Here is a 20533-nt window from a genome sequence, read left to right as displayed (position 1 = left end):
AAAATGGATTTAGTGTATAATACGTTAAAGAATTTATTTGAGAATGGCTTTGAAGTTCCACTTGAGAGTTACTTTCATTCTGATCAAGGGTTTCATTATACACATCCAGAATTTCAAAAAGAAATTAATGAGCAAGGTTTTACACAATCCATGTCCCGAAAGGGAAACTGTTGGGACAACGCACCGATGGAATCCTTCTTTGGCCATTTGAAAGATGAAGTAGATATAAAGAGTTGTCATACCATCGAAGAATTGAATTCATTAATCAATGAATATGTGTTAAATTACAACATATCAAGATATCAATGGACACTAAAAAAGATGACCCCGAATCAATATCGAGATCATCTTTTAGCTGTCTAGTTTTTTAAAACTGTCCACTTTTGAGGGTACAGTTCACCCACTTGAGACCTTTTTTATTATCTTTTTTCAGCTACGACACCCCAATGATACGGGCCTGTTTGAATAAATCGAATACCTTGAAAGCCGACTTTCCTCAATTTTTCATCCAATTCACCGATGATTGAATAATCTTCTGATGAATCCCAATACTTTCCGATTGATTGGCGCCCTTCTTCTACCGCTCTATTAGATGCGAACATGATATCTAAGATGAGTAACTTTCCATGAGTCTTTAATAATTGATGTGTCACACGAAGATCTTTTTCTCGTTCCTCCGGATTGACTTCATGAAAACAAAAGCTAGATACAACATAATCAAATGTTTCGTCAACATTTGCGTCTATAAATGTCCCCACCTTTAAATGAAAGTCAGGATGTTTAACTTGACATTGTTCAATCATGGCTTCTGAAAGATCAATTCCCCAAACTTCTGTGTCTTTGAGTCTTAACAGATTGGCAAACGCTCCAGTCCCAATCCCTATATCCAGTAGTTTGGCTCCTTTTTTAACCGGAAAAATTTCTTTAGCAAGATTTAAACTTTCTTGATAACCGTATAATGGACCCGATGCATGTTCTAAATCTTCATCATATGAAGTTGCCCATTGATTAAATAATTCTTTTGTCTCCTTTGACGATCTTAACAAAATGACTTCCTCCAATATTTTGATAATCTGAATGAATTCTTACCTGTTTCATCACGATCACTCCTCTAAATCTCATTATATTTAACATAAATTAAATCTGAATAAATCTCAATATTTTTCAGAAGATTGACAAGACTAACATCAACATGTTACCTTTTAGTCACATAAATAACTAGAAATGGGGTTTTGAGTTGAACGAAAACGACATAACATTAGTATTTAAAGCATTAGCCCATCCTGTTAGACGTCGAATCCTCGATTATGTCAAAAATAACCCCTCTACTACAGGAGAGCTCGTCTCACATTTTCCTGACATCAGTCGTTACGCTGTAATGAAACATCTTAAGACACTCGAAGATAGTCAACTCATTTTATCTCGTAAAGAAGGACGATTAAGAATTAATTATTTGAATGTTGTACCACTTCAAACCGTACACAACAGGTGGGTTAGTCAGTATGAAGAATTACAAAGTGAGAATCTATTATCTCTTAAAAATCAAATTGAAGGAGGACGTCAAATGACAGGTTTAGTACACGATTCATTTAAAATCGAACAAGAAATTAAGATTAAAGGTTCTAGAGAAGAGGTGTTCAATGCTCTTACAACAGACATAAGTAAATGGTGGACGTACAGTGCCTTTAAAGGTGAGAATACGAGACTGACGCTTGATGCAACACCTGGTGGTCTATTTATGGAAACAAATGAAGACGGCGGGGCTTTATGGGGAACTGTTACTTACGTTAAAGAAAATCAAGAATTACGTCTTAATGGATTATTAGGTATGAAAGGGGCGGTTGACAGTGCTTATTCATATAAACTTGAAGAAGATGGTGAATATACGATTTTAAAACTTTCACATCACGCAGTCGGACTTCTCGATCCTGAATGGCATCAAATGCATGATGAAGGATGGCAAGAATTATTAGATGAGTTTTTAAAAGATTATGTAGAAAATGGGAAAGTAAGAGCCTAATGAGCAGAGGGGTATTGCATCATATCGAATTGTACGTCTCCAATCTTAAGAAATCTCTCGCTTTTTGGGGATGGTTCTACATATCTTGATGTTCCATACCATCGTCGACGGACAGGGTTAAATCACTTAGCTTTTTACGCTAACTCTCCTCAAGATGTTGATGACATGACGTATAAGTTAATGAAGAAAGGTGTTCCAATATTATATCGAGACCAGCACCCATTTGCGGGAGGTCAAGATCATTATGCCGTTTACTTTCGATTAGTTGTTTCATACGTTCCATGACGAAACTCATCGCATATCGAATATCGTCCTCACTCACCAACACGAGATCATCCATATATTTTTGTAAAATCGGAAAAGTTAGGTCTCCTGGTTGAGTGGTTCTTAAACCGTCCGCAATCGTTTGGTCAGTCCCTGAAACCGAGGTCACCTCTCCTTTCTCAAGAGAAATTTTTGTATCATGACCGAGTTCCGGTTCTACACCGACCACACGAATATTAGGCTTTTTTCCTTAATAGCCGTTAAAACTCCCGAACTTAAGCCTCCACCACCAACAGGTACGATGACGGTATCCACATTTTCAATTTGCTCCAAAATTTCTAACCCGACTGTCCCTTGACCTGCTATAATATCCGGGTGGTCATAAGGCGGAATAAATACACCATTAAGTTCTTCAGCTAATGTTATAGCTCTAGGTATTCTCTCTGCTGAAGTTGTCCCACAGTAATCGATGGCTCCATGATATTCTCTAATCGCATTCACCTTACTCTCATTGGCATCTGTTGGAACGACAATTGTAGCAGGAATATCAAGCTGATTGGCAATATAGGCAACAGCCTGACCATGATTTCCAGATGAAGCAGCGGTGACTAATCGTGCACCTTCTTCTTTAGCCTGCATGACTCGATTCGTAGCTCCTCGTATTTTAAAAGACCCTGTTGTCTGCAAATGCTCTGACTTTAGAAAAACTTGTGCGCCCACTCGATCTGACAGCTGATGAGATTTAATGATAGGTGTTTTCTTTGCAATATTCATAATCCGACCACGGGCTCTTATAATATCCTCCAACTGAACCATTCCATCAACTCCCACCTAAATTATTTGAATATTTACTTAGTTTCTCTTTTTGAACAGTTTATGTCAACACTTCAACAAATCTGTGATGTTTATTTAACAAAAGAGTTAACAAGGTTCTAATGTGGTATATCTCTTATGTAAAATGGAAATCAAATTCGATGAACCATAATTGGAGTGGGATTTCATGAAGTATAAAAAAATAACCCTTTTAATGGCGATGGGAATTTTGGGGCTTATCCTAAGTGGATGCAGTGATTTAACCGTCTTAAATCCAAAAGGTCCTGTCGGTCAAAGTCAAAAAGATCTAATTATGTATTCCCTTTGGTTTATGTTAGGGATTGTAGTCGTGGTCTTTGGACTATTTGGCTACATGATATTTAAATATCGCGATCGACCAGGTCGGGGTGATCAAGACTATGATCCTGAACTTCACGGGAATATTAAAGTAGAAATTCTCTGGACAGCGATTCCTTTAATCATTGTGACATTACTCTCTATTCCGACAGTTGAAACGCTGTTCGACTTGGAAAAACCGCCTGAATCATCCAACGACAAAGAACCACTTGTGATTCATGCGACTTCTGCAGATTGGAAATGGTTTTTTAGTTATCCTGAACAGGACATAGAAACAGTTAACTACTTGCATATTCCAACTGACCGTGCGATTGAGTTTCGCTTATCTTCAGCTGACTCAATGGCCGCATTATGGATTCCAGCTCTTGGCGGACAGAAATATAACATGGCTGGAATGGAGACGGTCCTTTATCTTCAAGCCGATGAAGAAGGCGTCTATGATGGCCGTAATTCCAACTACAATGGTGAAGGTTTTTCCCTTCAAACATTTAAAGTTTACGCCGAGAGTGAAGAGGATTTTAATCAGTGGGTTAGTCAAATCCAAAACGAAAAACCTAAGTTAACCCAAGAACAGTATGATGAACTATTAGAACCTGGAATCATTGGAAAAATGGCCTTTTCTAACACCCATTTAGAGTGGGTCGATCATGGAAAGATGATGGATAGTGATTATGCGGTTAAACAACACTTCGATGCTTATAACCAACACCTTCACATTAAAAGTTTAAACGTCGAAGAGGAAGAAGGTGACGACAATGAATCTTGATGAATTTTTTGTAACGGGTGAGCCATTAATCTATGCAGGAATGGTTTCTATTGTTCTAGTAACTAGCGCGATGATCTTTCTATTAACCTATTTTAAAAAATGGGGTTGGTTATGGAGAGAATGGTTGACGACTGTTGATCATAAAAAAATCGGGGTCATGTACATTTTAAGTGCATTAGCTATGCTATTTCGCGGTGGCGTTGATGCATTAATGATGCGTGTCCAACTTGCATTTCCAGACCTTAACTTTTTAAATGCTCAACATTACAATGAAATATTTACGACACATGGCACCATTATGATTATTTTTATGGCAATGCCGTTTTTAATTGGCTTAATGAATATTATTGTTCCATTGCAGATAGGAGCAAGAGACTTTGCATTTCCTTTTGTAAATGCTTTAAGTTTCTGGTCATTCTTCTTCGGGGCTCTATTATTTAATATTTCATTCGTCATCGGGGGATCACCTGATGCCGGATGGACCAGTTACACACCACTTGCCGGTGCAGCCATGAACCCTGGACCTGGTCAGAATTTCTATTTACTAGGTTTACAGCTTTCTGGTATTGGAACTCTAGCAACAGGTATTAACTTAATGGTTACTATACTAAAAATGAGAGCTCCAGGTATGAAGTTATTTAAGATGCCGATTTTCTCATGGTCAACACTTGTTACATCGTTCATTATCATATTTGCATTTCCAATTTTAACGGTCGCATTAGCTTTAATGACCATTGATCGTATTTTTGGCTCTCAATTTTTCACTCTTACAGGTGAAGGGTTACCGATGATGTGGGCAAACTTATTCTGGATGTGGGGACACCCAGAAGTTTATATTGTCATCCTTCCTGCATTCGGGATCTTTTCTGAAGTCATTGCGACTTTTGCCAAAAAGCGTATATTTGGTTACCATGCGATGGTCTGGTCTATGATTCTAATTGCAGGATTGAGCTTTCTTGTGTGGGTCCACCACTTCTTTACGATGGGGGCAGGAGCCTTTGTTAACTCTGTATTCTCTGTTTCAACCATGCTCATTGCCGTCCCAACAGGGGTTAAAATATTTAACTGGTTAGGAACCTTGTATAAATCAAAAATTCAATTTACCACCCCTATGATGTGGGCTTTGGCCTTTATTCCAAGCTTTGTCATCGGTGGAGTAACGGGTGTTATGCTCGGTATGGCAGCAGCAGATTACCAGTTTCATAACTCATACTTTTTAATCGCACACTTCCACTATGTATTGATTGCTGGTACAGTCTTTGCTTGTTTTGCAGGGCTTGAATATTGGTATCCGAAAATGTTTGGTCATAAGTTAAATGAGAAGTTAGGGAAATTAAGTTTTTGGTTATTCGTAATTGGTTTTCACGTAACCTTCTTGCCACAATATTTCTTAGGGTTAGACGGTATGCCACGTCGACTATTCGATACGGCACCAGAATGGTTTACATTAAACTTCATTTCAACGGTTGGTGCGTTTGGAATGGGTGCTGGATTTGCGTTATTTGTCTTTAACATCTATTACAGCTATCGAACTAGTCAACGAGAAACGACTGGTGATTCATGGGATGGCCGTACACTTGAGTGGGCTACACCGACGCCAATCCCACATTATAACTTTGCAACTCTACCAACCATTAGAGACATTGACGCGTTTGTTGAGATGAAAAAACGTAACGAAACGACTTATGATGAGAGCAAACTCAAGCCTATTCACATGCCAAATAACTCTGGTCAGCCATTTATTATGATGGCATTACTCTTTATGGCTAGTTTTGCGCTTGTATTTGAGTGGATTACCTTATCGGTCATTTTCTTAGTAGGTGTCCTCATCATGATGGTTATTCGTTCATTCGACGAAGATGATGGTCACCATGTCGAAGTTGAAGAAATAAAAGAAACTGAAAGATCATTGAGGGGGTTATAAAATGTCAACAAATGTTAACCATGCCCCATTAGAATACCAAACAGAACATAACCAGATGAGTATACTAGGATTCTGGATTTTCTTAGCAGCTGAGGTCGTTCTATTTTCGACTCTATTCGCGACTTATGCGGTATTATTCGGAAGAACGGCTGACGCTCCAACACCTAGTGAATTATTCGAATTGGACATCGTATTAGTGATGACCTTTTTACTCCTAACAAGTAGTTTTACGTGTGGGATTGCGATTCATCAAATGCGTCATGGCTCTAACAAAGGACTAATTACATGGATGATCATCACACTTGCTCTAGGCTTAGGGTTTTTAGGCTTTGAAGTCTATGAGTTCATCCATTACTCGCATGAAGGTGCTACGCTTCCTTCAAGCGCTTACTGGTCTAGCTTTTACGTATTAGCCGGAACACACGGATTACACGTAACATTGGGGATCGGTTGGGCGATTTTACTCCTTATCCAACTATTTAAAAAAGGCATTACAAAAGTCACGAGTCGAAAAGTGTTTATTATTAGCTTGTACTGGCACTTTCTCGATGTTATTTGGATTTTTATTTTTACAAGTGTTTACTTGATTGGGATGGTGGTTTAAATGTCAAACCAAACTAAAAGAATTCCAACTCACCACATCATTGGATTTGTCCTATCAATCTTATTAACGATTTTAGCTGCTTGGACGACTATTGGATCAGATTTATCAACAAATTGGATCATCACGATTATTATGTTGCTAGCGGTTATTCAAGCGGGGATTCAACTCATTATGTTTATGCATATAGTTGAACCAGAAAGTAAAAATGGTCATGTGCCGTGGAATATGATGTTTCATGGATTTGTCACGGCATCCATTGTCGTTGCAGGCTCCATTTTCGTGATGGTTTATGCCTTTTAGAATAATAAAAGACTGAGTCATTAGAATATAAAACGACTAGAAAAACAAATAAATCACATTAAAAAATCCGAACTATACTAGATCTAGTATAGTTCGGGTTTCTTTTAAAATTATTTCTTATATCCTAACCCTTATTCGTAACTTAATGTCGTTTTTTCAGTCGTTTTAACGACGTGGATAATAAACATCACCCAAGCAACTTCAGCCAAAATCAAGCTTAAATAAAACGAACTCCAAGTTATTGAAAATACCCCAGGAGTGACTCCAACTAATGAAATATTAATCGCATAAAACCACATGCCTACTACTAAAATTGCTTGTAAACTAGCTAACCATTTTTTGTTCAATTGGTAAAACAAATAAGGTGCAACGCTTGCTAAAATCATAAACATCATCACAACACCCATTTTGTTCACCTCCGTCCATTACTGTTACTATTATTGTAACAAATCATCCATAATTTTGACACAAAAAAGACATTTTTAATTATCTCAATAAATTTTTAATTAGAGAGTCTAAAGGTTTTTTCAATTTATTTGTTGACATCTTTTTAAAATCATCATATGATATTCAATAACAATTTAGAAACGGTTCGGCATTGATGAAGAGGAGTACTTTTACCGAATACTACAGAGAGCTAGTGGTTGGTGTGAACTAGCGTAGGACGTAAAAGGAATGGACTTCTGAGCCTCCAGCCCAACGTAACGTTAGGTTATTAGTATGGCTGGCGAACGTCTCATCGTTACAAGGGACACGTATTCAAGCATAAGCTTCGATACGGATAAAGTGGACTGTGCATACAGTCAACAAAGGTGGCACCACGGGTTTTCCGTCCTTTTATTAGGATGGGAAACCTTTTTTTATTTGCTAAAAAAGTCGAACCCATTAGCATAAACTAAATCAACGAGTAAGAGTAGTAAGTATAGCGGATTCGTTACAGAGAGCTAGTAATGGTGAGAGCTAGCACGATACGTTATACCGAATGGACTTACGAGAGGTGACCTGAAAGCTTAGCGAGTATGGAAACCCGGCCTCCACCGTTATCAGGATAGGGTATCGGAAGACGACTTGCCCCCTACGTCGACTTCCCGTACCTGAATTGAGCGGGAAAGTGTCTTCACTTTCCAATTGAGGTGGCACCGCGATCTAATCGTCCTCTGTAAACACATGGTTTGTGTTTGCAGAGGACTTTTTTTATAAGGAGGAATCATGATGGTTCAAATGAGTTACCGAATAATCGAAGGTGATACACACACTCCCATTTCAATTTTTCTAAAGCTAAGTGGGAAGAAAAAATTTTTACTTGAAAGTTCACTAAAGCATGAAAAGTCAGGGCGATATTCCATAATTGGAGCTAATCCCTTTTATGAAATCAAAGCATTGAATCAACAAGTTGAACACCATAATGTCATAAATGAAACGAGACGAACCGAGATCAATCAACCGTTTAAGGTATTGGAATCTCTTCTTCGTAAGGATCTAGATTTACCGATAGATGTCCCTTTTCCAACTGGTGGAATTGGATACGTTGCTTATGATACAGTTCGACAATTTGAAGAGATTGGGAACGAACTCCCGGATTCACTTGACATGCCAGATATTCACTTAATGTTTTATGAAAAAGTATTCGTTTATGACCATTTGATGCAAAAAATCTATTTAATCGCTGTGGAGCGCTGGATTACAGAAGAAAAAACACAGCTTCATGCAACATTAGACGATATGGAGCGCCAATTAGAGGAAGGACAGGAGCAAGTGTTAAAGCAGTTCCGCCTCTCCCCTTTCCAATCAAATATTGAACAACATGACTTTGAATCAAAAGTTGCTCAAATCAAAAAGCATATTTTAGAAGGTGATATCTTCCAAGCGGTCTTGTCCCAAAGATTATCCGCGAATTATGAGGGTGATCCGTTTAGTTTTTATCGAAAATTAAGAAAAACAAACCCTTCACCCTACATGTTTTATATTGATTTTGGTGATTACACAGTTGTTGGAGCCTCACCAGAAAGTTTAATTAAAGTACATGGAAAGACTGTCACGACCAACCCGATTGCTGGAACGAGAAAACGTGGAGCGACAGATGGTGAGGACTTGGCATTAGAGCATGATCTATTAAACGATGAAAAAGAAATAGCGGAACATAAAATGCTGGTGGATTTAGGAAGAAATGATTTAGGACGGATTTGTAAGCCAGGAACCATTGAGCTAACGAAATACATGGTGATTGAACGTTACCGTTACGTCATGCACATTGTCTCAGAAGTTACAGGTGAATTAGATCAAAATCAGTCATCACTACAGGCATTAAAAGCATGTTTACCCGCTGGAACTGTCAGTGGAGCACCTAAAATTAGGGCGATGCAAATTTTAAATCAGCTAGAAAACGTTAAGCGAGGCGTTTATTCAGGAGCTGTCGGTTATATAGCGATTAACGGACAACTCGATTTTGCTTTAGCGATCAGAACGATGGTTATAAAGGATCAAAAAGCGCACGTCCAAGCAGGTGCTGGCGTGGTGCACGACTCTTTACCAAATAATGAGTTTGAAGAGACTTTAAATAAGGCACGAGCGTTACTGGAGGTGAATTAATTGATCTTGCTTATTGATAACTATGACTCTTTTACTTATAACCTTTTTCAATACTTAAAAGAGTTGGGTGCAGATGTCGTAGTTAAACGGAACGATCAAGTGACCATTCGAGACATTTATGATATGAACCCAGAGGCCCTAATTATCTCACCAGGACCAGGGAAACCAGAAAAAGCTGGGTTAAGTGTTCCAATCATTAAGGAGTTCTACCATGCGATCCCGATTCTTGGAATATGTTTAGGACATCAGGCTATAGGAGCTGCATTTGGGGCAGAAGTGAAGCGTGCAAAAGAAGTTAAACACGGAAAAACATCGAGAATTCGTCATAATGGTTCTGGCCTTTTTCAATATTTACCACAGCCGGTTGAAGTAATGCGGTATCACTCATTAGTGATCGATTCAATAACGCTCCCCCCTACTATTAAAAAATTAGCTGTCGCAATGGATGACGGTGAATTGATGGCCATCAAGCACCAAAAATATCCCGTTTACGGACTCCAATTCCACCCTGAATCTATCGGCACGTCGAATGGAAAGCGTATTTTAAAGCAATTTTTATTAACGATTCGAAAGGAGCATGAACATGAACAAGTTATTAAAAAAGTTAACTAATGGTGAACAGTTAATGAAAGATGAAATGAGAGAAGTTGCACAGGCGTTGTTTGATGAAGATACATCTGACAGTGAAATTGCCTCCGTTTTAACCGCTTTACGAGTTAGAGGTGAATCAGCGGATGAAATTGCAGCCATCGTAGAAGTGTTAAGAGAAAATGCGATGACAATCCACCACACGGTTACAGGGGTCATGGATAACTGTGGGACAGGTGGAGACGGATCAAGCAGTTTTAACATTAGCACCACCTCCGCTTTTGTATTAGCCGGAGCTGGAGCAAAAATCGCTAAACACGGAAACCGAAGTGTATCAAGTAAAACAGGAAGCGCAGACGTATTAGAAAAGCTCGGCATTTCACTTGATTTTACAGGTGAAGAGGTTGAAGAACTTCTCGAAACGAATGGCATTGCCTTTTTATTCGCACCATACGTCCACCCACGTTTGAAGCGAATTATGAAGGTTCGAAATGACCTAGGGGTTCCGACTATTTTTAACTTGATTGGACCTTTAACTAACCCCGTCGAGCTTGAAACCCAGTTTTTAGGGGTCTACCGACGTGACATGTTGATGAAAATGGCGGCAGTATTAAATCAACTTGGTCGCTCACGCAGCATTGTCATCAATGGAGCTGGCTATATGGATGAAGCATCTCTTGCAGGAGAAAATCATATGGTTTTACTCGATAAAGGTGACCTCATTCCTTTTACATTAAAACCAGAGGATGTTGGACTAAGCATGTATTCAAACGATGAGATTCGCGGTGGAGATGCTAAGAAGAACGCTGAAATTTTATTAAGTGTTCTTAACGGCGAGCCTAGTGCTTACCTAGATACCGTATTGTTGAATGCTGGACTTGGCCTTTACTCAGCAGGCATTGCTTCAAACATTAAAGACGGTGTTGATCGGGCTAGAGAAAGTATTGAATCTGGTCGTGCTCTTGAAAAACTAAACCACCTTATCGAATTTAGCCAAAATAGAAAGCAGGCGATGTCATCATGACCATCCTTCATAAGATTTTAGAAACGAAAAAAGAAGAAGTTCAGACCCTTAAACAAATCGGTTTAGACTACCGCAGTGAACCGCAACAATCTAAGACATCATTTTATGATAGGTTTTTAAAAACTGACCAACTATCCGTTATTGCTGAAATCAAACGTGCCTCTCCTTCAAAAGGTGATATCAACGTCGGGATGGAACCAAATGAGCAGGCGAATCTATATGAACAAGGCGGGGCTTCTGCCATTTCTGTCTTAACGGATGGTCCATTTTTCAAAGGTTCGATGGAAGATTTATCGGATGTCCGTCAAACCGTTGATCTACCTATATTAAACAAAGATTTCATCATCGACGAGATTCAAATCGATCGAGCTCGTCAGGCTGGAGCTAATGTCATTTTATTAATTGCAGCTGCCCTTGATTTAAATCGACTAAAAGAGCTTTATCTGTATGCTAGAAATCAAGGCTTAGAAGTTTTATTAGAAGTTCATCATGAAGCGGAGCTAGAGGTTGCATTTGAAGTAGGCGCTAATATCATTGGAATCAACAACCGTGATTTGAAGACTTTCAACGTTGACCTTAGCGTAACCGAAAAACTAGCCAGTAAAATCACAGACCCTAACACCATCATTATTAGTGAAAGCGGGATTAAAAGTCATGCTGACGCTAAACGTGTTGCCAAGGCTGGAGTCCATGGCATTCTCGTTGGAGAGTCACTGATGTTAAGTGGTACAGTGGTTGAATCATTAGGAGAATTGCAAGTCACTAGACAATTTCAAGATTAATCTAGACAAATTTTTGTTTTTTCTAGACAAAAATCAAAATTTACTAGACAGACTTTAAAAAATCTAGACAAAAAAATTACTAGAATTTAACTCTCTTTACTAGACAAAGGAGTATGATGATGACACAATTTAAAATTTGCGGAATTCAAGAATTAGAGCATGCCGAAGCTGCTGTAAATGCTGGGGCCGATGCCATCGGATTTGTTTTTGCTAATAGTAAAAGAAAAGTCACAGTGGACCAGGCTCGACATATTGCTAAACAAGTCCCTAATCATATTAAGAAAATCGGTGTTTTTGTAAACTCAACAAAACAAGAGCTTACAGAAATAAATCGCGAAGTGGGCTTAGATTATGTTCAACTACATGGGGATGAGTCACCAGAATTTTGTCAGAGTCTCTCCCTCCCTTATATCAAAGCGTTGCGAATCGGGAGCGAACAGGATTTGAAACGGTTAAACCACTACGATAATGCGAGCTATTTTTTACTTGATAGCGCGACTGGTCCATATCGCGGAGGAAATGGCACCACATTCGATTGGGAATTATTAAAAGAAGCAACCATTGATCGTAATCGGTTCATCCTTGCAGGTGGATTGAACGAAGATAACATTAAGCAAGCAATTGAACGAACCCGACCTACCATGGTTGATGTATCTAGCGGAGTCGAGACAAATGGGGTCAAGGATCCAGAGAAAATTAAACGATTGATTCAAAAAGTAAAGGAGCGATCAACATGTCATACGCACAGCCAGATGTAAACGGACAATTCGGACAATACGGTGGAAAATATATTCCTGAAACCTTGATGGGGGCTGTCACAGAGATCGAAAATGCTTATGATGAAGCCATACAGGATGACCAATTTAAAAAGAGACTCCATCAATTATTAAAAGAATACGTCGGACGTGAAAACCCTCTATACTTTGCTCAAAATTTATCTGAACAGCTTGGTGGAGCCAAAATTTATTTAAAACGTGAAGATTTAAACCATACAGGTGCCCACAAAATCAACAATACGATCGGTCAGGCACTTTTAGCTGAGCGAATGGGCAAGAAAAAAGTTGTCGCTGAAACAGGTGCTGGTCAACACGGCGTCGCTACAGCAACAGTTTGTGCACTTCTTAACTTAGATTGCGTTATATTCATGGGTGCCGAGGATATTCGACGTCAAAAACTTAATGTCTTCCGAATGGAACTCCTCGGCGCACGAGTTGAAAGTGTAGATCAAGGCAGTGCAACGTTAAAAGATGCCGTTAATGAGGCGTTAAGATATTGGGTAACAAACGTTGAAGATACTCATTACATTATGGGTTCTGTCCTTGGACCACACCCATTCCCAAAAATGGTCCGGGATTTTCAAAGTGTTATTGGTCATGAAACAAAAGCTCAAATATTAGAAAAAGAAAATACCTTACCAGATGCAATTGTCGCATGTGTGGGTGGCGGTAGCAATGCAATGGGAATGTTTTATCCATTCATTGAGGATACCGAGGTTAAATTGTATGGTGTTGAAGCAGCTGGTACGGGTGTAGAAACCGAACGTCACGCTGCAACATTGACTAAAGGATCAGTCGGGATCTTACACGGTTCCATGATGTATTTACTCCAAAATGCACATGGGCAAATTCAAGAAGCCCATTCTATCTCAGCAGGACTTGATTATCCAGGAGTAGGTCCAGAGCACAGTTACTTGAAGGATACCGAACGAGTGGAATACACCTCGGTTACAGATGATGAAGCACTTGAGGCGTTTCAGCTTTTATCCCGCACAGAAGGAATCATTCCCGCCCTAGAAAGTTCACACGCCGTGGCACAAGCTATGAAACTCGCTCAATCCATGTCTCGTGATGAAACGCTCATTATTTGTCTATCAGGTCGAGGTGATAAAGACGTAGAATCCGTGAAAAATGCGCTTGGAATGTAACATTAAAAATGGGAGGTTAGAACAATGCCTAAAACAATGACGCATGGTCGTAAATATTTAGAGACCACGTTAAATTCAACGAACAAACAAGGTGATAAAATATTTGTCCCTTACGTCATGGCTGGTGACGAAGGACTCGAACAACTCATTCCGACATTAAAATTTTTAAGTGAGTCGGGTGCAACAGCTATCGAATTAGGTATTCCTTTTTCAGACCCCGTAGCTGATGGTCCAACCATTCAAGAAGCAGGTAAACGTGCTCTTGAACAAAACATCACGTTAAATTCTGTCATTCAATTATTAAAACAAGAACGTGAGCAAATCGTCGCTCCAATCATCTTTATGACTTATATAAACCCAATATTTAAATATGGAATTGAGGCGTTTATACAAGATGCCAAGGAAGCAGGAGTTGATGGGCTGATTATTCCTGATTTACCTTTTGAACAACAAGCCTTAATCTCTGAAAAACTTAATGAAGCCGAAATCGCCCTTATTCAACTCGTCTCACTCACTAGTTCTCATGAACGCATTAAACAATTGGGGGAGGCGTCTCAGGGATTCACCTATGCGATCACCGTGAATGGAATTACCGGTGCTAGATCGAAAGTGTCACAAAATTTAGCAGAGCACTTCCAACAACTAAAAGATTCTAGCCAAGTTCCAGTGTTAGCAGGATTCGGTATATCGACACCAGAACATGTAATCCAAATGAGTAAAATCGCTGATGGAGTCATAGTAGGGAGTAAAATTATTGAACTACTCCAGCAAGGTGATTATGATTCAATCAATCGTTTGATTGATGCTTCCAAACAAAATGAGCCTAAAGCCTAATCAAAACTACTCGCTAATTTTTCCATAATGTGTTAAGTTAAAATTAATTAAACCATTAGGTGGCGAGTCATATGAAAAGATGGATCCTATTTGGACTCATTGGTAGTGTATTTTTATGGGGAGCTTATCAAATCTTTTTTTCTCACGAAGAGGACATCACCGCAGTACAAGACGAACCACAACCCCGTGAAACACAAGACATAGATTCACTGATTGAACAAGCTCTCTTAAACTATGAAGAATTAAAATCACAACATGATACGATTGAAGTTAATCATGAACAAGTAGAAATTGAGGACCCTGAAGTCAAGAATTGGATTATCCATACACATATCCAATCTGCAGTCATTCAAAACGAAGAGCTTGAAGGTATTACGCTTGTGGACCAAGCTATGGCATATAAACATAACAATGAAACTATTATTGAATGGGCAAACAATGAACACGGAATTGAAGTCACTCATGAAGAAATTCAAGATTACATTCAAACACAATTAAACTATATCGAAAGCGGTAAGCAGGCTCGCCCTTTCTTCGTTAAAATAAGTGAGGCCCTAGACTTATCTGAAGCTGAATACTTGTATGAGTGGGAGTATGACCGCTTTGCTCAAAATCTCGTACAAGAAAAGCTATTTTTCTATTACAAAGAAAAATACCCTCAAGAAGATGATGAGTCGTTAGAAGAATATGAGAAACGCATTATTGAGTTAATGGAACAAGATTTAACTGAATATGATGAAGCTCGGTAAAATCCGCCTAGGCGGATTTTTATCATGTTACAGGAGATGACAACATGGAATTTTTACTCATCTATTGTATTGGCGTACTCGCAACAACACTAGGCACGCTCGCTGGAGGTGGTGGATTAATCAGCCTTCCGTCAATGTTAGTCCTTGGAGTGCCGGTTCACTCAGCAATTGGAGCCAATAAAGTTGCCAATACCATCAGTTCATTACAAGGTTTTTATCTCGTTTACCGTCAAAAAGGGGTAACGATTCAAGAAGGATTAAAAATTTTACCTATTAGTTTGTTAGGTGGCGTCACCGGTGGATTGGTTGCAGCATCCTTATCACCTGATATGATGTATAAAGTCGCAATTGTTCTACTTGTGGTCGCCTTCATCTTCTCTTTTATCGGCAAATCTAATTTTTCAGGTCAACAACCATTTCGAGCGACTAAAAAAAGTACACCCCTTCTCTACAGCATTGGAATCTATGATGGAATGTTTGGTCCAGGGCAAGGGACACTCATGTTATATTTATTTTCTTATTTAAATATCGCTTATTACCGTGCAGTTGGTTTAGTGCGTGTAGCAACCTTTGCTAGTTGCTTTGGTGCTTCTATTAGTTATATTTCTACTGGTAGAATCATATGGCCACTAACGATCGCGCTGCTGCTTGGATCATTAACAGGATCTCAACTTGGCGTACGAATTGCAGGGAAACTCAAACCAAAACATGTTAAACCATTACTCAGATTAGTTACAGCCGCATTAATCATTCATATCTTTATAGATAATGTTATTTTATAAGCAACTTGGATAGAGTTCCAAGTTGCTTTTATAACGTTCTAGCATATACACATGTATCTCTCAGTTCATCCCCATCAGCTGATCGATCGTCATTTTTTAAAATGCCTTCTAAGTCATAGCCTGCTCTCTCGGCTACTTGACGCGATTTTTGATTCTCGGAGTCACATAAAATCTCAATTCTCTTAAAACCTAGATACTCTAATCCAAACGCCGTTAATTGATCTACGGCCTCTGTCATATAACCTTTCCCAGCAAAATGAGTATTGATCCAGTAACCTATTTCTGCTTTAGGTATTTTCCAGTTTATATTCTCAAAACTAATCGTCCCAATAAGAGCTTTGATTTCTTTATCAAAGATTAAATAACGCAAACTTTCCCTATTTATAAATTTAGCCCGAGCCTCTCTTAAATTAGCTTCAGTCTCTTGAACTTCTGGTACTGTTTGGGCAAAAACTAGCCATTCTCGCAGTTCTTCAATCGAGTATCTAATTGCTGAATTAACTTCCACCCCATCTCCCGACTCTGGGGCACGTAACAGTAACCTTTCTGTTTCAAGCTTGCTCGGTACATCTATTAAAATTGGATTCAAATCACTACTCGTCTTAGTCATATCATAAATCCTCCTTTTCTATCCTTTTCAACATTGTCTATTAATTTCCTTCATTTTCTTATATACTAAAGAAAAGGGAGTTGGTAAGATGAGCCAATCTGATTTTCCAGAAATCTTTAACCACTTAAAAGCATATCTTAAAAACTATGAACATGATTTAGTTGTAAAACAGGATAATGATAGCACTTATTACTTAGATTCTGAGAAAGTATTTCCTAAAAACAAAAAACCGTATTTCTTCGGAGCAGTAACGATAAAGAAGAACTACGTCAGCTACCATTTAATGCCTGTCTACATGTTTCCCGACCTCTTAGAAGACCTCTCACCAAATTTAAAGAAGCACATGCAAGGTAAATCGTGTTTCAACTTCAAAAAAAACTGATCTTGAACTATTCCAAGAACTTGAAAAATTAACCGTTCAATCATTTGAACGATTTAAAAAGGAAAATATGATTTAACTCGGAGGTTAAAACGTGAATATCGATGAATTGAGGTATGACCTATCCAAAAGAAGTAAAAATGGCATTGGTTTTCTCATGTCAGCCGTTGTCATTTGGACGATTATTACAATCATCTTTGTAATTGATTTAGAAATTAATACTCAAAATATTTTTATGTTTATCACAACAGGGATAATGTTTCCCTTAGCCCTTCTATTTTCAAATCTGATTAACGCTGAATGGAAGCAAGATGACAGCCCTCTAAGTATTCTTGGCCTTATACTAAATGTCGCTCAGTTTATATATTTTCCGTTAGTGTTTTGGGCGTTTTTATACAAGCCCACTACTATGCTTATGGTTTTTGCCATCATAACCGCGGCACACCTTTTCCCTTATGGATGGTTTTATAATGCGAAGCCATATTATTTCATCGCACCTGTGTTATCAGTTCTAATTTTAATGTTAAACTCACTTGATTTCCCATTATGGTCTTTATCAACAACCATGATCATTGGTCTAATCCTATTGATTAGTTTATTGTTCATTAACTATAAAAAGAGAGTAGAAAGGCATACATAAAAAAAGTAACCACCTGTCTTTCTTTAGGTGGTTACTGTGCTTAGAAGCGAGTTGCCCCCCTTTATCACAAGGGCTTTTCATGCTTGACCTAGAGTGACCGAACACCCATAGTCATCATATTATATGTGTTTTTATTAAAAAATATACCTATGATCTTAGTTTTGCATCCATATTGGCGAACCCTAAATCTGTATCAACTGCACCAAACATTCTAGTTAATGGCACATCCTCCCCATTCAGCCATTTTCTAAAATCAAATACAACTGGATCACGATTTGCACCTAGCGTAAACCAGACTTCCATTTCATGTGGTAAGTATAGCGACGTATGAATCGTTCCTGCCCAACTTTTATACTGATCCGCAAACACCCCGGCCTCTGAATCATTAAAAAACTTAAACGCCGAAAATGGCTCCGAAAGATCTTGTTGATGACGTTCAATTACCTCTATACGTTTCAATGAATCTTTTAAATAACGACGGTTTTCATCAGTTAATATCTCAAAGTGATTTGTACATATATTAGCTTCTCTGACTTCAACTGCTCTCGGTCCAGCTTCAATGACATACGTTTTTCCTTTGCGATCCAAAACATTATAACTAAAAGCTCCCCGGTGAGGAACTGACTTAACTAATTCAATAGCTTCATCCACTGTAGCACAAGTTTCAAGAATCATTCTCCCTACCATATAACAAACAAATCCGTCAGCAGTCTTTTTACGATGTGTAAAGTTATAACCCATCACAAGACCTTTTTCATTCATACCGTCCATACGTCCAGTAATACGTGATGTTGGGCCAATGACGGCATAGCCTTGATCAGTGGGTTGATATAAACAGAACATACCATCATATGTGAATGGATGAAAATCATAATTGCGAACCATAAATTGTTCAGTTGTGAAAATTGAACAACCACTTTTATCAGGCTCGACTCGATAACCACCAAAATCACGTAACACTTCTTCCATTGGAAGCTGTAACCCATCACGTAGTCCTTCCATCTCATCCCAAAGAGCAGGGGCAAATAATTTAAACTGTTTTTCCGCCTCTTTAACATCTATTTCAAATCTTGGATGCTTTAACTTCCATCCTTGTTGACGGTTTCGCACGGTTAATGAATCTCTTAATGTTTCTCCTAATTTAAAACCAAAATCATAATGAGTGCCTCTAAATTGAAAAATATCACTATGTATTTGTTTCATTGTTGACCATTCCCTCTTTAAGTTAACTTACACGATTATTTTACATAAAAAGTAGTTTTGAAGAAACTAAATAACCTTAACACATTAATCCTTTATCATAATATAGTGGTAAAGTTTTGAGGTTAAGCAAATGTTTGGGGATATCGGGCAAGGTCTTAAAGTTTTAATGAAAAATAACAAAAAATAAAATAAACAGGAGGATTCCAGCTAAGCTGGAATCCTCCTTTATTTTTGAACAAAATGCCGAATGGTTTGAATAACTTGTCTAGTAGTGAATTTTAAATTTTTATATGTCACATCTCGTTTCATGGCTTCTTTTAATGACATAGGTGCTTGAACAACGGAAAAACATCCTGAAATTCCCAGTTCATTTAATTGGAAGTTTTCTTGATTGATTCCTCCCGCAAGTGCAACTACAGGAACATTATGCTTTTGGGCAATTTTTGCGACACCAACTGGTACTTTTCCCATTGACGTTTGACCGTCCAACATTCCTTCGCCTGTTATCACTAGATCGCACCCTTCAAGGTATTCTTCCATTTTAATTAAATCTAAAGTTAAATGAATACCCGATTCTAATTCTCCTTTTAAAAAACCGGAAAAGGCTGCTCCTAACCCTCCGGCCGCACCTGAACCAGGTTTTGAGTATATGTCCATGTTTAGATCACGTTTAACAACGTCAGCGAAGTGTTTTAACCCTTTGTCTAACGCCACCACTTGATTCTCAGTGGCTCCTTTTTGTGGACCAAAAATGTAAGCCGCTCCATTTTCACCATACAAAGGGTTATTTACATCACACGCAACTTGAAAAACACAATCATCTACTCTTGAGTCGATATTATTGCTTTCAATGGACTCAATTTTTCCTAAAGCTTGACCGCCTAGTTCAACCTCTTCACCATTTTGATCTAAAAATTGAACACCTAATGCCTGTAACATGCCAACTCCAGCATCATTCGTAGCACTTCCTCCAAGTCCGATCACAAAATGACGGCATCCTTTTTCAATAGCATCTAAAATAAGTTCACCAACGCCATATGTCGTTGTTTTTAGCGGATTTTTTTCGTAATCAGGAACTAACGGCAATCCACACGCTTGAGCAACTTCAATAATGGCTGTTTTACCGTCTTCTGTGACCCCATACTTCGCTTGGACACGGTTGTGCAAAGGACCTGTTACCTCTTTTTCAATGACTTGGCCACCCGTCGCCTGAACTACGGCATCGACCGTCCCCTCACCACCGTCAGCGAGAGGCAGCATAACAATTTCCGCATCAGGATCGACTTCACGAATTCCTTCTGAGATTGCTCGACTTCCATCAATCGAAGAAATACTACCTTTAAATGAATCGATCGCAATAACCACTTTCACGTTAACACCC

At 38.6% G+C, this 20533-nt stretch carries 22 protein-coding genes, 2 pseudogenes and 2 other annotated features; of the genes and pseudogenes, 18 read left to right on the top strand and 6 right to left on the bottom strand.

The features are described from left to right. Positions 1-363 (top strand): IS3 family transposase (locus BMY57_RS05715; protein WP_143063787.1); only part of this gene is annotated, 363 nt, incomplete at its 5' end. A 56-nt stretch (positions 364-419) separates the two neighbouring features. Here BMY57_RS05715 and BMY57_RS05710 read toward each other — a convergent pair. Continuing rightward, positions 420-1046, bottom strand: a complete 627-nt coding sequence (locus BMY57_RS05710) for a class I SAM-dependent methyltransferase (protein WP_091773067.1) — start codon at positions 1044-1046, stop codon at positions 420-422. 191 nt (positions 1047-1237) lie between these two features. Between BMY57_RS05710 and BMY57_RS05705 the strand changes: the two genes are divergently transcribed. Both BMY57_RS05705 and BMY57_RS16260 read left to right on the top strand, forming a co-directional pair. Continuing rightward, a complete protein-coding gene (locus tag BMY57_RS05705) occupies positions 1238-2020 on the top strand; it encodes an SRPBCC domain-containing protein (RefSeq protein WP_091773066.1) in 783 nt (260 codons plus the stop codon). Continuing rightward, positions 2020-2278, top strand: a pseudogene (locus tag BMY57_RS16260) (VOC family protein); the annotation flags it as partial. The gene BMY57_RS05705 and the pseudogene BMY57_RS16260, both read left to right, overlap by 1 nt. Here the strand turns inward: BMY57_RS16260 and BMY57_RS05700 are convergent. Continuing rightward, positions 2160-3058, bottom strand: a pseudogene (locus BMY57_RS05700) (threonine/serine dehydratase family protein). The pseudogenes BMY57_RS16260 and BMY57_RS05700 sit on opposite strands and share 119 nt — an antisense overlap. Before the next feature lie 226 nt (positions 3059-3284). Between BMY57_RS05700 and qoxA the strand changes: the two are divergent. The 4 genes from qoxA to qoxD are packed head-to-tail and all read left to right on the top strand — an operon-like array spanning position 3285 to position 7048. Beyond that, positions 3285-4220, top strand: a complete 936-nt coding sequence (gene qoxA / locus BMY57_RS05695; protein ID WP_091773065.1) for a cytochrome aa3 quinol oxidase subunit II — start codon at positions 3285-3287, stop codon at positions 4218-4220. Then, positions 4210-6144, top strand: coding sequence for a cytochrome aa3 quinol oxidase subunit I (qoxB, locus tag BMY57_RS05690; protein ID WP_091773064.1), 1935 nt, complete (start codon positions 4210-4212; stop codon positions 6142-6144). Before qoxA ends, qoxB begins: the two co-directional genes overlap by 11 nt. Position 6145: 1 nt before the next feature. Continuing rightward, positions 6146-6748 (top strand): cytochrome aa3 quinol oxidase subunit III, encoded by a 603-nt coding sequence (gene qoxC / locus BMY57_RS05685; protein ID WP_091773063.1) that lies wholly within the window; start codon positions 6146-6148, stop codon positions 6746-6748. Next, positions 6749-7048 carry a cytochrome aa3 quinol oxidase subunit IV gene (gene qoxD, locus BMY57_RS05680; protein ID WP_091773062.1) on the top strand — a complete coding sequence of 100 codons (300 nt, stop codon included), beginning with the start codon at positions 6749-6751 and terminating at the stop codon, positions 7046-7048. Between the two features lie 131 nt (positions 7049-7179). Here qoxD and BMY57_RS05675 read toward each other — a convergent pair whose 3' ends face one another. After that, positions 7180-7455, bottom strand: coding sequence for a spore morphogenesis/germination protein YwcE (locus tag BMY57_RS05675; protein WP_091773061.1), 276 nt, complete (start codon positions 7453-7455; stop codon positions 7180-7182). Between the two features lie 182 nt (positions 7456-7637). Beyond that, positions 7638-7888 (top strand) — a binding site (T-box leader). A 54-nt stretch (positions 7889-7942) separates the two neighbouring features. After that, positions 7943-8209, top strand: a binding site (T-box leader). A gap of 51 nt (positions 8210-8260) precedes the next feature. On the opposite strand from BMY57_RS05675, the gene trpE reads away from it, so the two are divergent. The 9 genes from trpE (at position 8261) to BMY57_RS05630 (ending at position 16320) form a co-directional block, all read left to right on the top strand. Then, on the top strand, positions 8261-9637 hold the full coding sequence (trpE, locus tag BMY57_RS05670) for an anthranilate synthase component I (RefSeq protein ID WP_091773060.1): 1377 nt from the start codon (positions 8261-8263) through the stop codon (positions 9635-9637). Beyond that, positions 9638-10249 carry an anthranilate synthase component II gene (locus tag BMY57_RS05665; RefSeq protein WP_091773059.1) on the top strand — a complete coding sequence of 204 codons (612 nt, stop codon included), beginning with the start codon at positions 9638-9640 and terminating at the stop codon, positions 10247-10249. It begins immediately after the preceding gene. After that, complete coding sequence (gene trpD, locus BMY57_RS05660) at positions 10221-11249, top strand: anthranilate phosphoribosyltransferase (protein WP_091773058.1); 1029 nt, start codon at positions 10221-10223, stop codon at positions 11247-11249. The genes BMY57_RS05665 and trpD overlap by 29 nt, the downstream gene beginning before the upstream one ends. Next, positions 11246-12031 carry an indole-3-glycerol phosphate synthase TrpC gene (gene trpC, locus BMY57_RS05655; protein WP_091773057.1) on the top strand — a complete coding sequence of 262 codons (786 nt, stop codon included), beginning with the start codon at positions 11246-11248 and terminating at the stop codon, positions 12029-12031. Before trpD ends, trpC begins: the two co-directional genes overlap by 4 nt. 119 nt (positions 12032-12150) lie before the next feature. Next, complete coding sequence (locus tag BMY57_RS05650) at positions 12151-12789, top strand: phosphoribosylanthranilate isomerase (protein ID WP_091773056.1); 639 nt, start codon at positions 12151-12153, stop codon at positions 12787-12789. After that, complete coding sequence (gene trpB, locus BMY57_RS05645; RefSeq protein ID WP_091773055.1) at positions 12765-13955, top strand: tryptophan synthase subunit beta; 1191 nt, start codon at positions 12765-12767, stop codon at positions 13953-13955. Before BMY57_RS05650 ends, trpB begins: the two co-directional genes overlap by 25 nt. A gap of 24 nt (positions 13956-13979) precedes the next feature. After that, entirely contained in the window at positions 13980-14789 is an 810-nt protein-coding gene (trpA, locus tag BMY57_RS05640) for a tryptophan synthase subunit alpha (protein ID WP_439895783.1), read from the top strand. Between the two features lie 71 nt (positions 14790-14860). Next, positions 14861-15538, top strand: a complete 678-nt coding sequence (locus BMY57_RS05635; RefSeq protein WP_091773054.1) for a hypothetical protein — start codon at positions 14861-14863, stop codon at positions 15536-15538. A 44-nt stretch (positions 15539-15582) separates the two neighbouring features. Further along, positions 15583-16320: a sulfite exporter TauE/SafE family protein gene (locus BMY57_RS05630; RefSeq protein WP_091773053.1), complete on the top strand. Its 738-nt coding sequence runs from the start codon at positions 15583-15585 to the stop codon at positions 16318-16320. Positions 16321-16348: 28 nt separating this feature from the next. Here the strand turns inward: BMY57_RS05630 and BMY57_RS05625 are convergent, their stop codons facing one another. Continuing rightward, on the bottom strand, positions 16349-16909 hold the full coding sequence (locus tag BMY57_RS05625; protein WP_091773070.1) for a GNAT family N-acetyltransferase: 561 nt from the start codon (positions 16907-16909) through the stop codon (positions 16349-16351). Between the two features lie 109 nt (positions 16910-17018). Here BMY57_RS05625 and BMY57_RS05620 point away from each other — a divergent pair, with 109 nt between their 5' ends. Together BMY57_RS05620 and BMY57_RS05615 are read left to right on the top strand one after the other, a co-directional pair. Next, positions 17019-17312 carry a hypothetical protein gene (locus tag BMY57_RS05620; RefSeq protein WP_218143534.1) on the top strand — a complete coding sequence of 98 codons (294 nt, stop codon included), beginning with the start codon at positions 17019-17021 and terminating at the stop codon, positions 17310-17312. Positions 17313-17403: 91 nt separating this feature from the next. Continuing rightward, complete coding sequence (locus BMY57_RS05615) at positions 17404-17949, top strand: DUF7010 family protein (protein WP_091773052.1); 546 nt, start codon at positions 17404-17406, stop codon at positions 17947-17949. Positions 17950-18096: 147 nt separating this feature from the next. Here BMY57_RS05615 and BMY57_RS05610 read toward each other — a convergent pair whose 3' ends face one another. Both BMY57_RS05610 and BMY57_RS05605 read right to left on the bottom strand, forming a co-directional pair. Beyond that, entirely contained in the window at positions 18097-19152 is a 1056-nt protein-coding gene (locus BMY57_RS05610) for a C45 family autoproteolytic acyltransferase/hydrolase (protein ID WP_091773051.1), read from the bottom strand. A 225-nt stretch (positions 19153-19377) separates the two neighbouring features. Continuing rightward, the gene (locus BMY57_RS05605) at positions 19378-20523 is read right to left on the bottom strand and encodes a glycerate kinase (RefSeq protein ID WP_091773050.1); all 1146 of its coding nucleotides are present in this window, start codon (positions 20521-20523) and stop codon (positions 19378-19380) included. Positions 20524-20533: the final 10 nt, after the last annotated feature.

Source organism: Piscibacillus halophilus (assembly GCF_900110685.1).
Classification (GTDB): domain Bacteria; phylum Bacillota; class Bacilli; order Bacillales; family Alkalibacillaceae; genus Piscibacillus; species Piscibacillus halophilus.
Note: the sequence above shows the minus strand (reverse complement) of the source record. Positions and strands in the feature narration are given on the sequence as shown.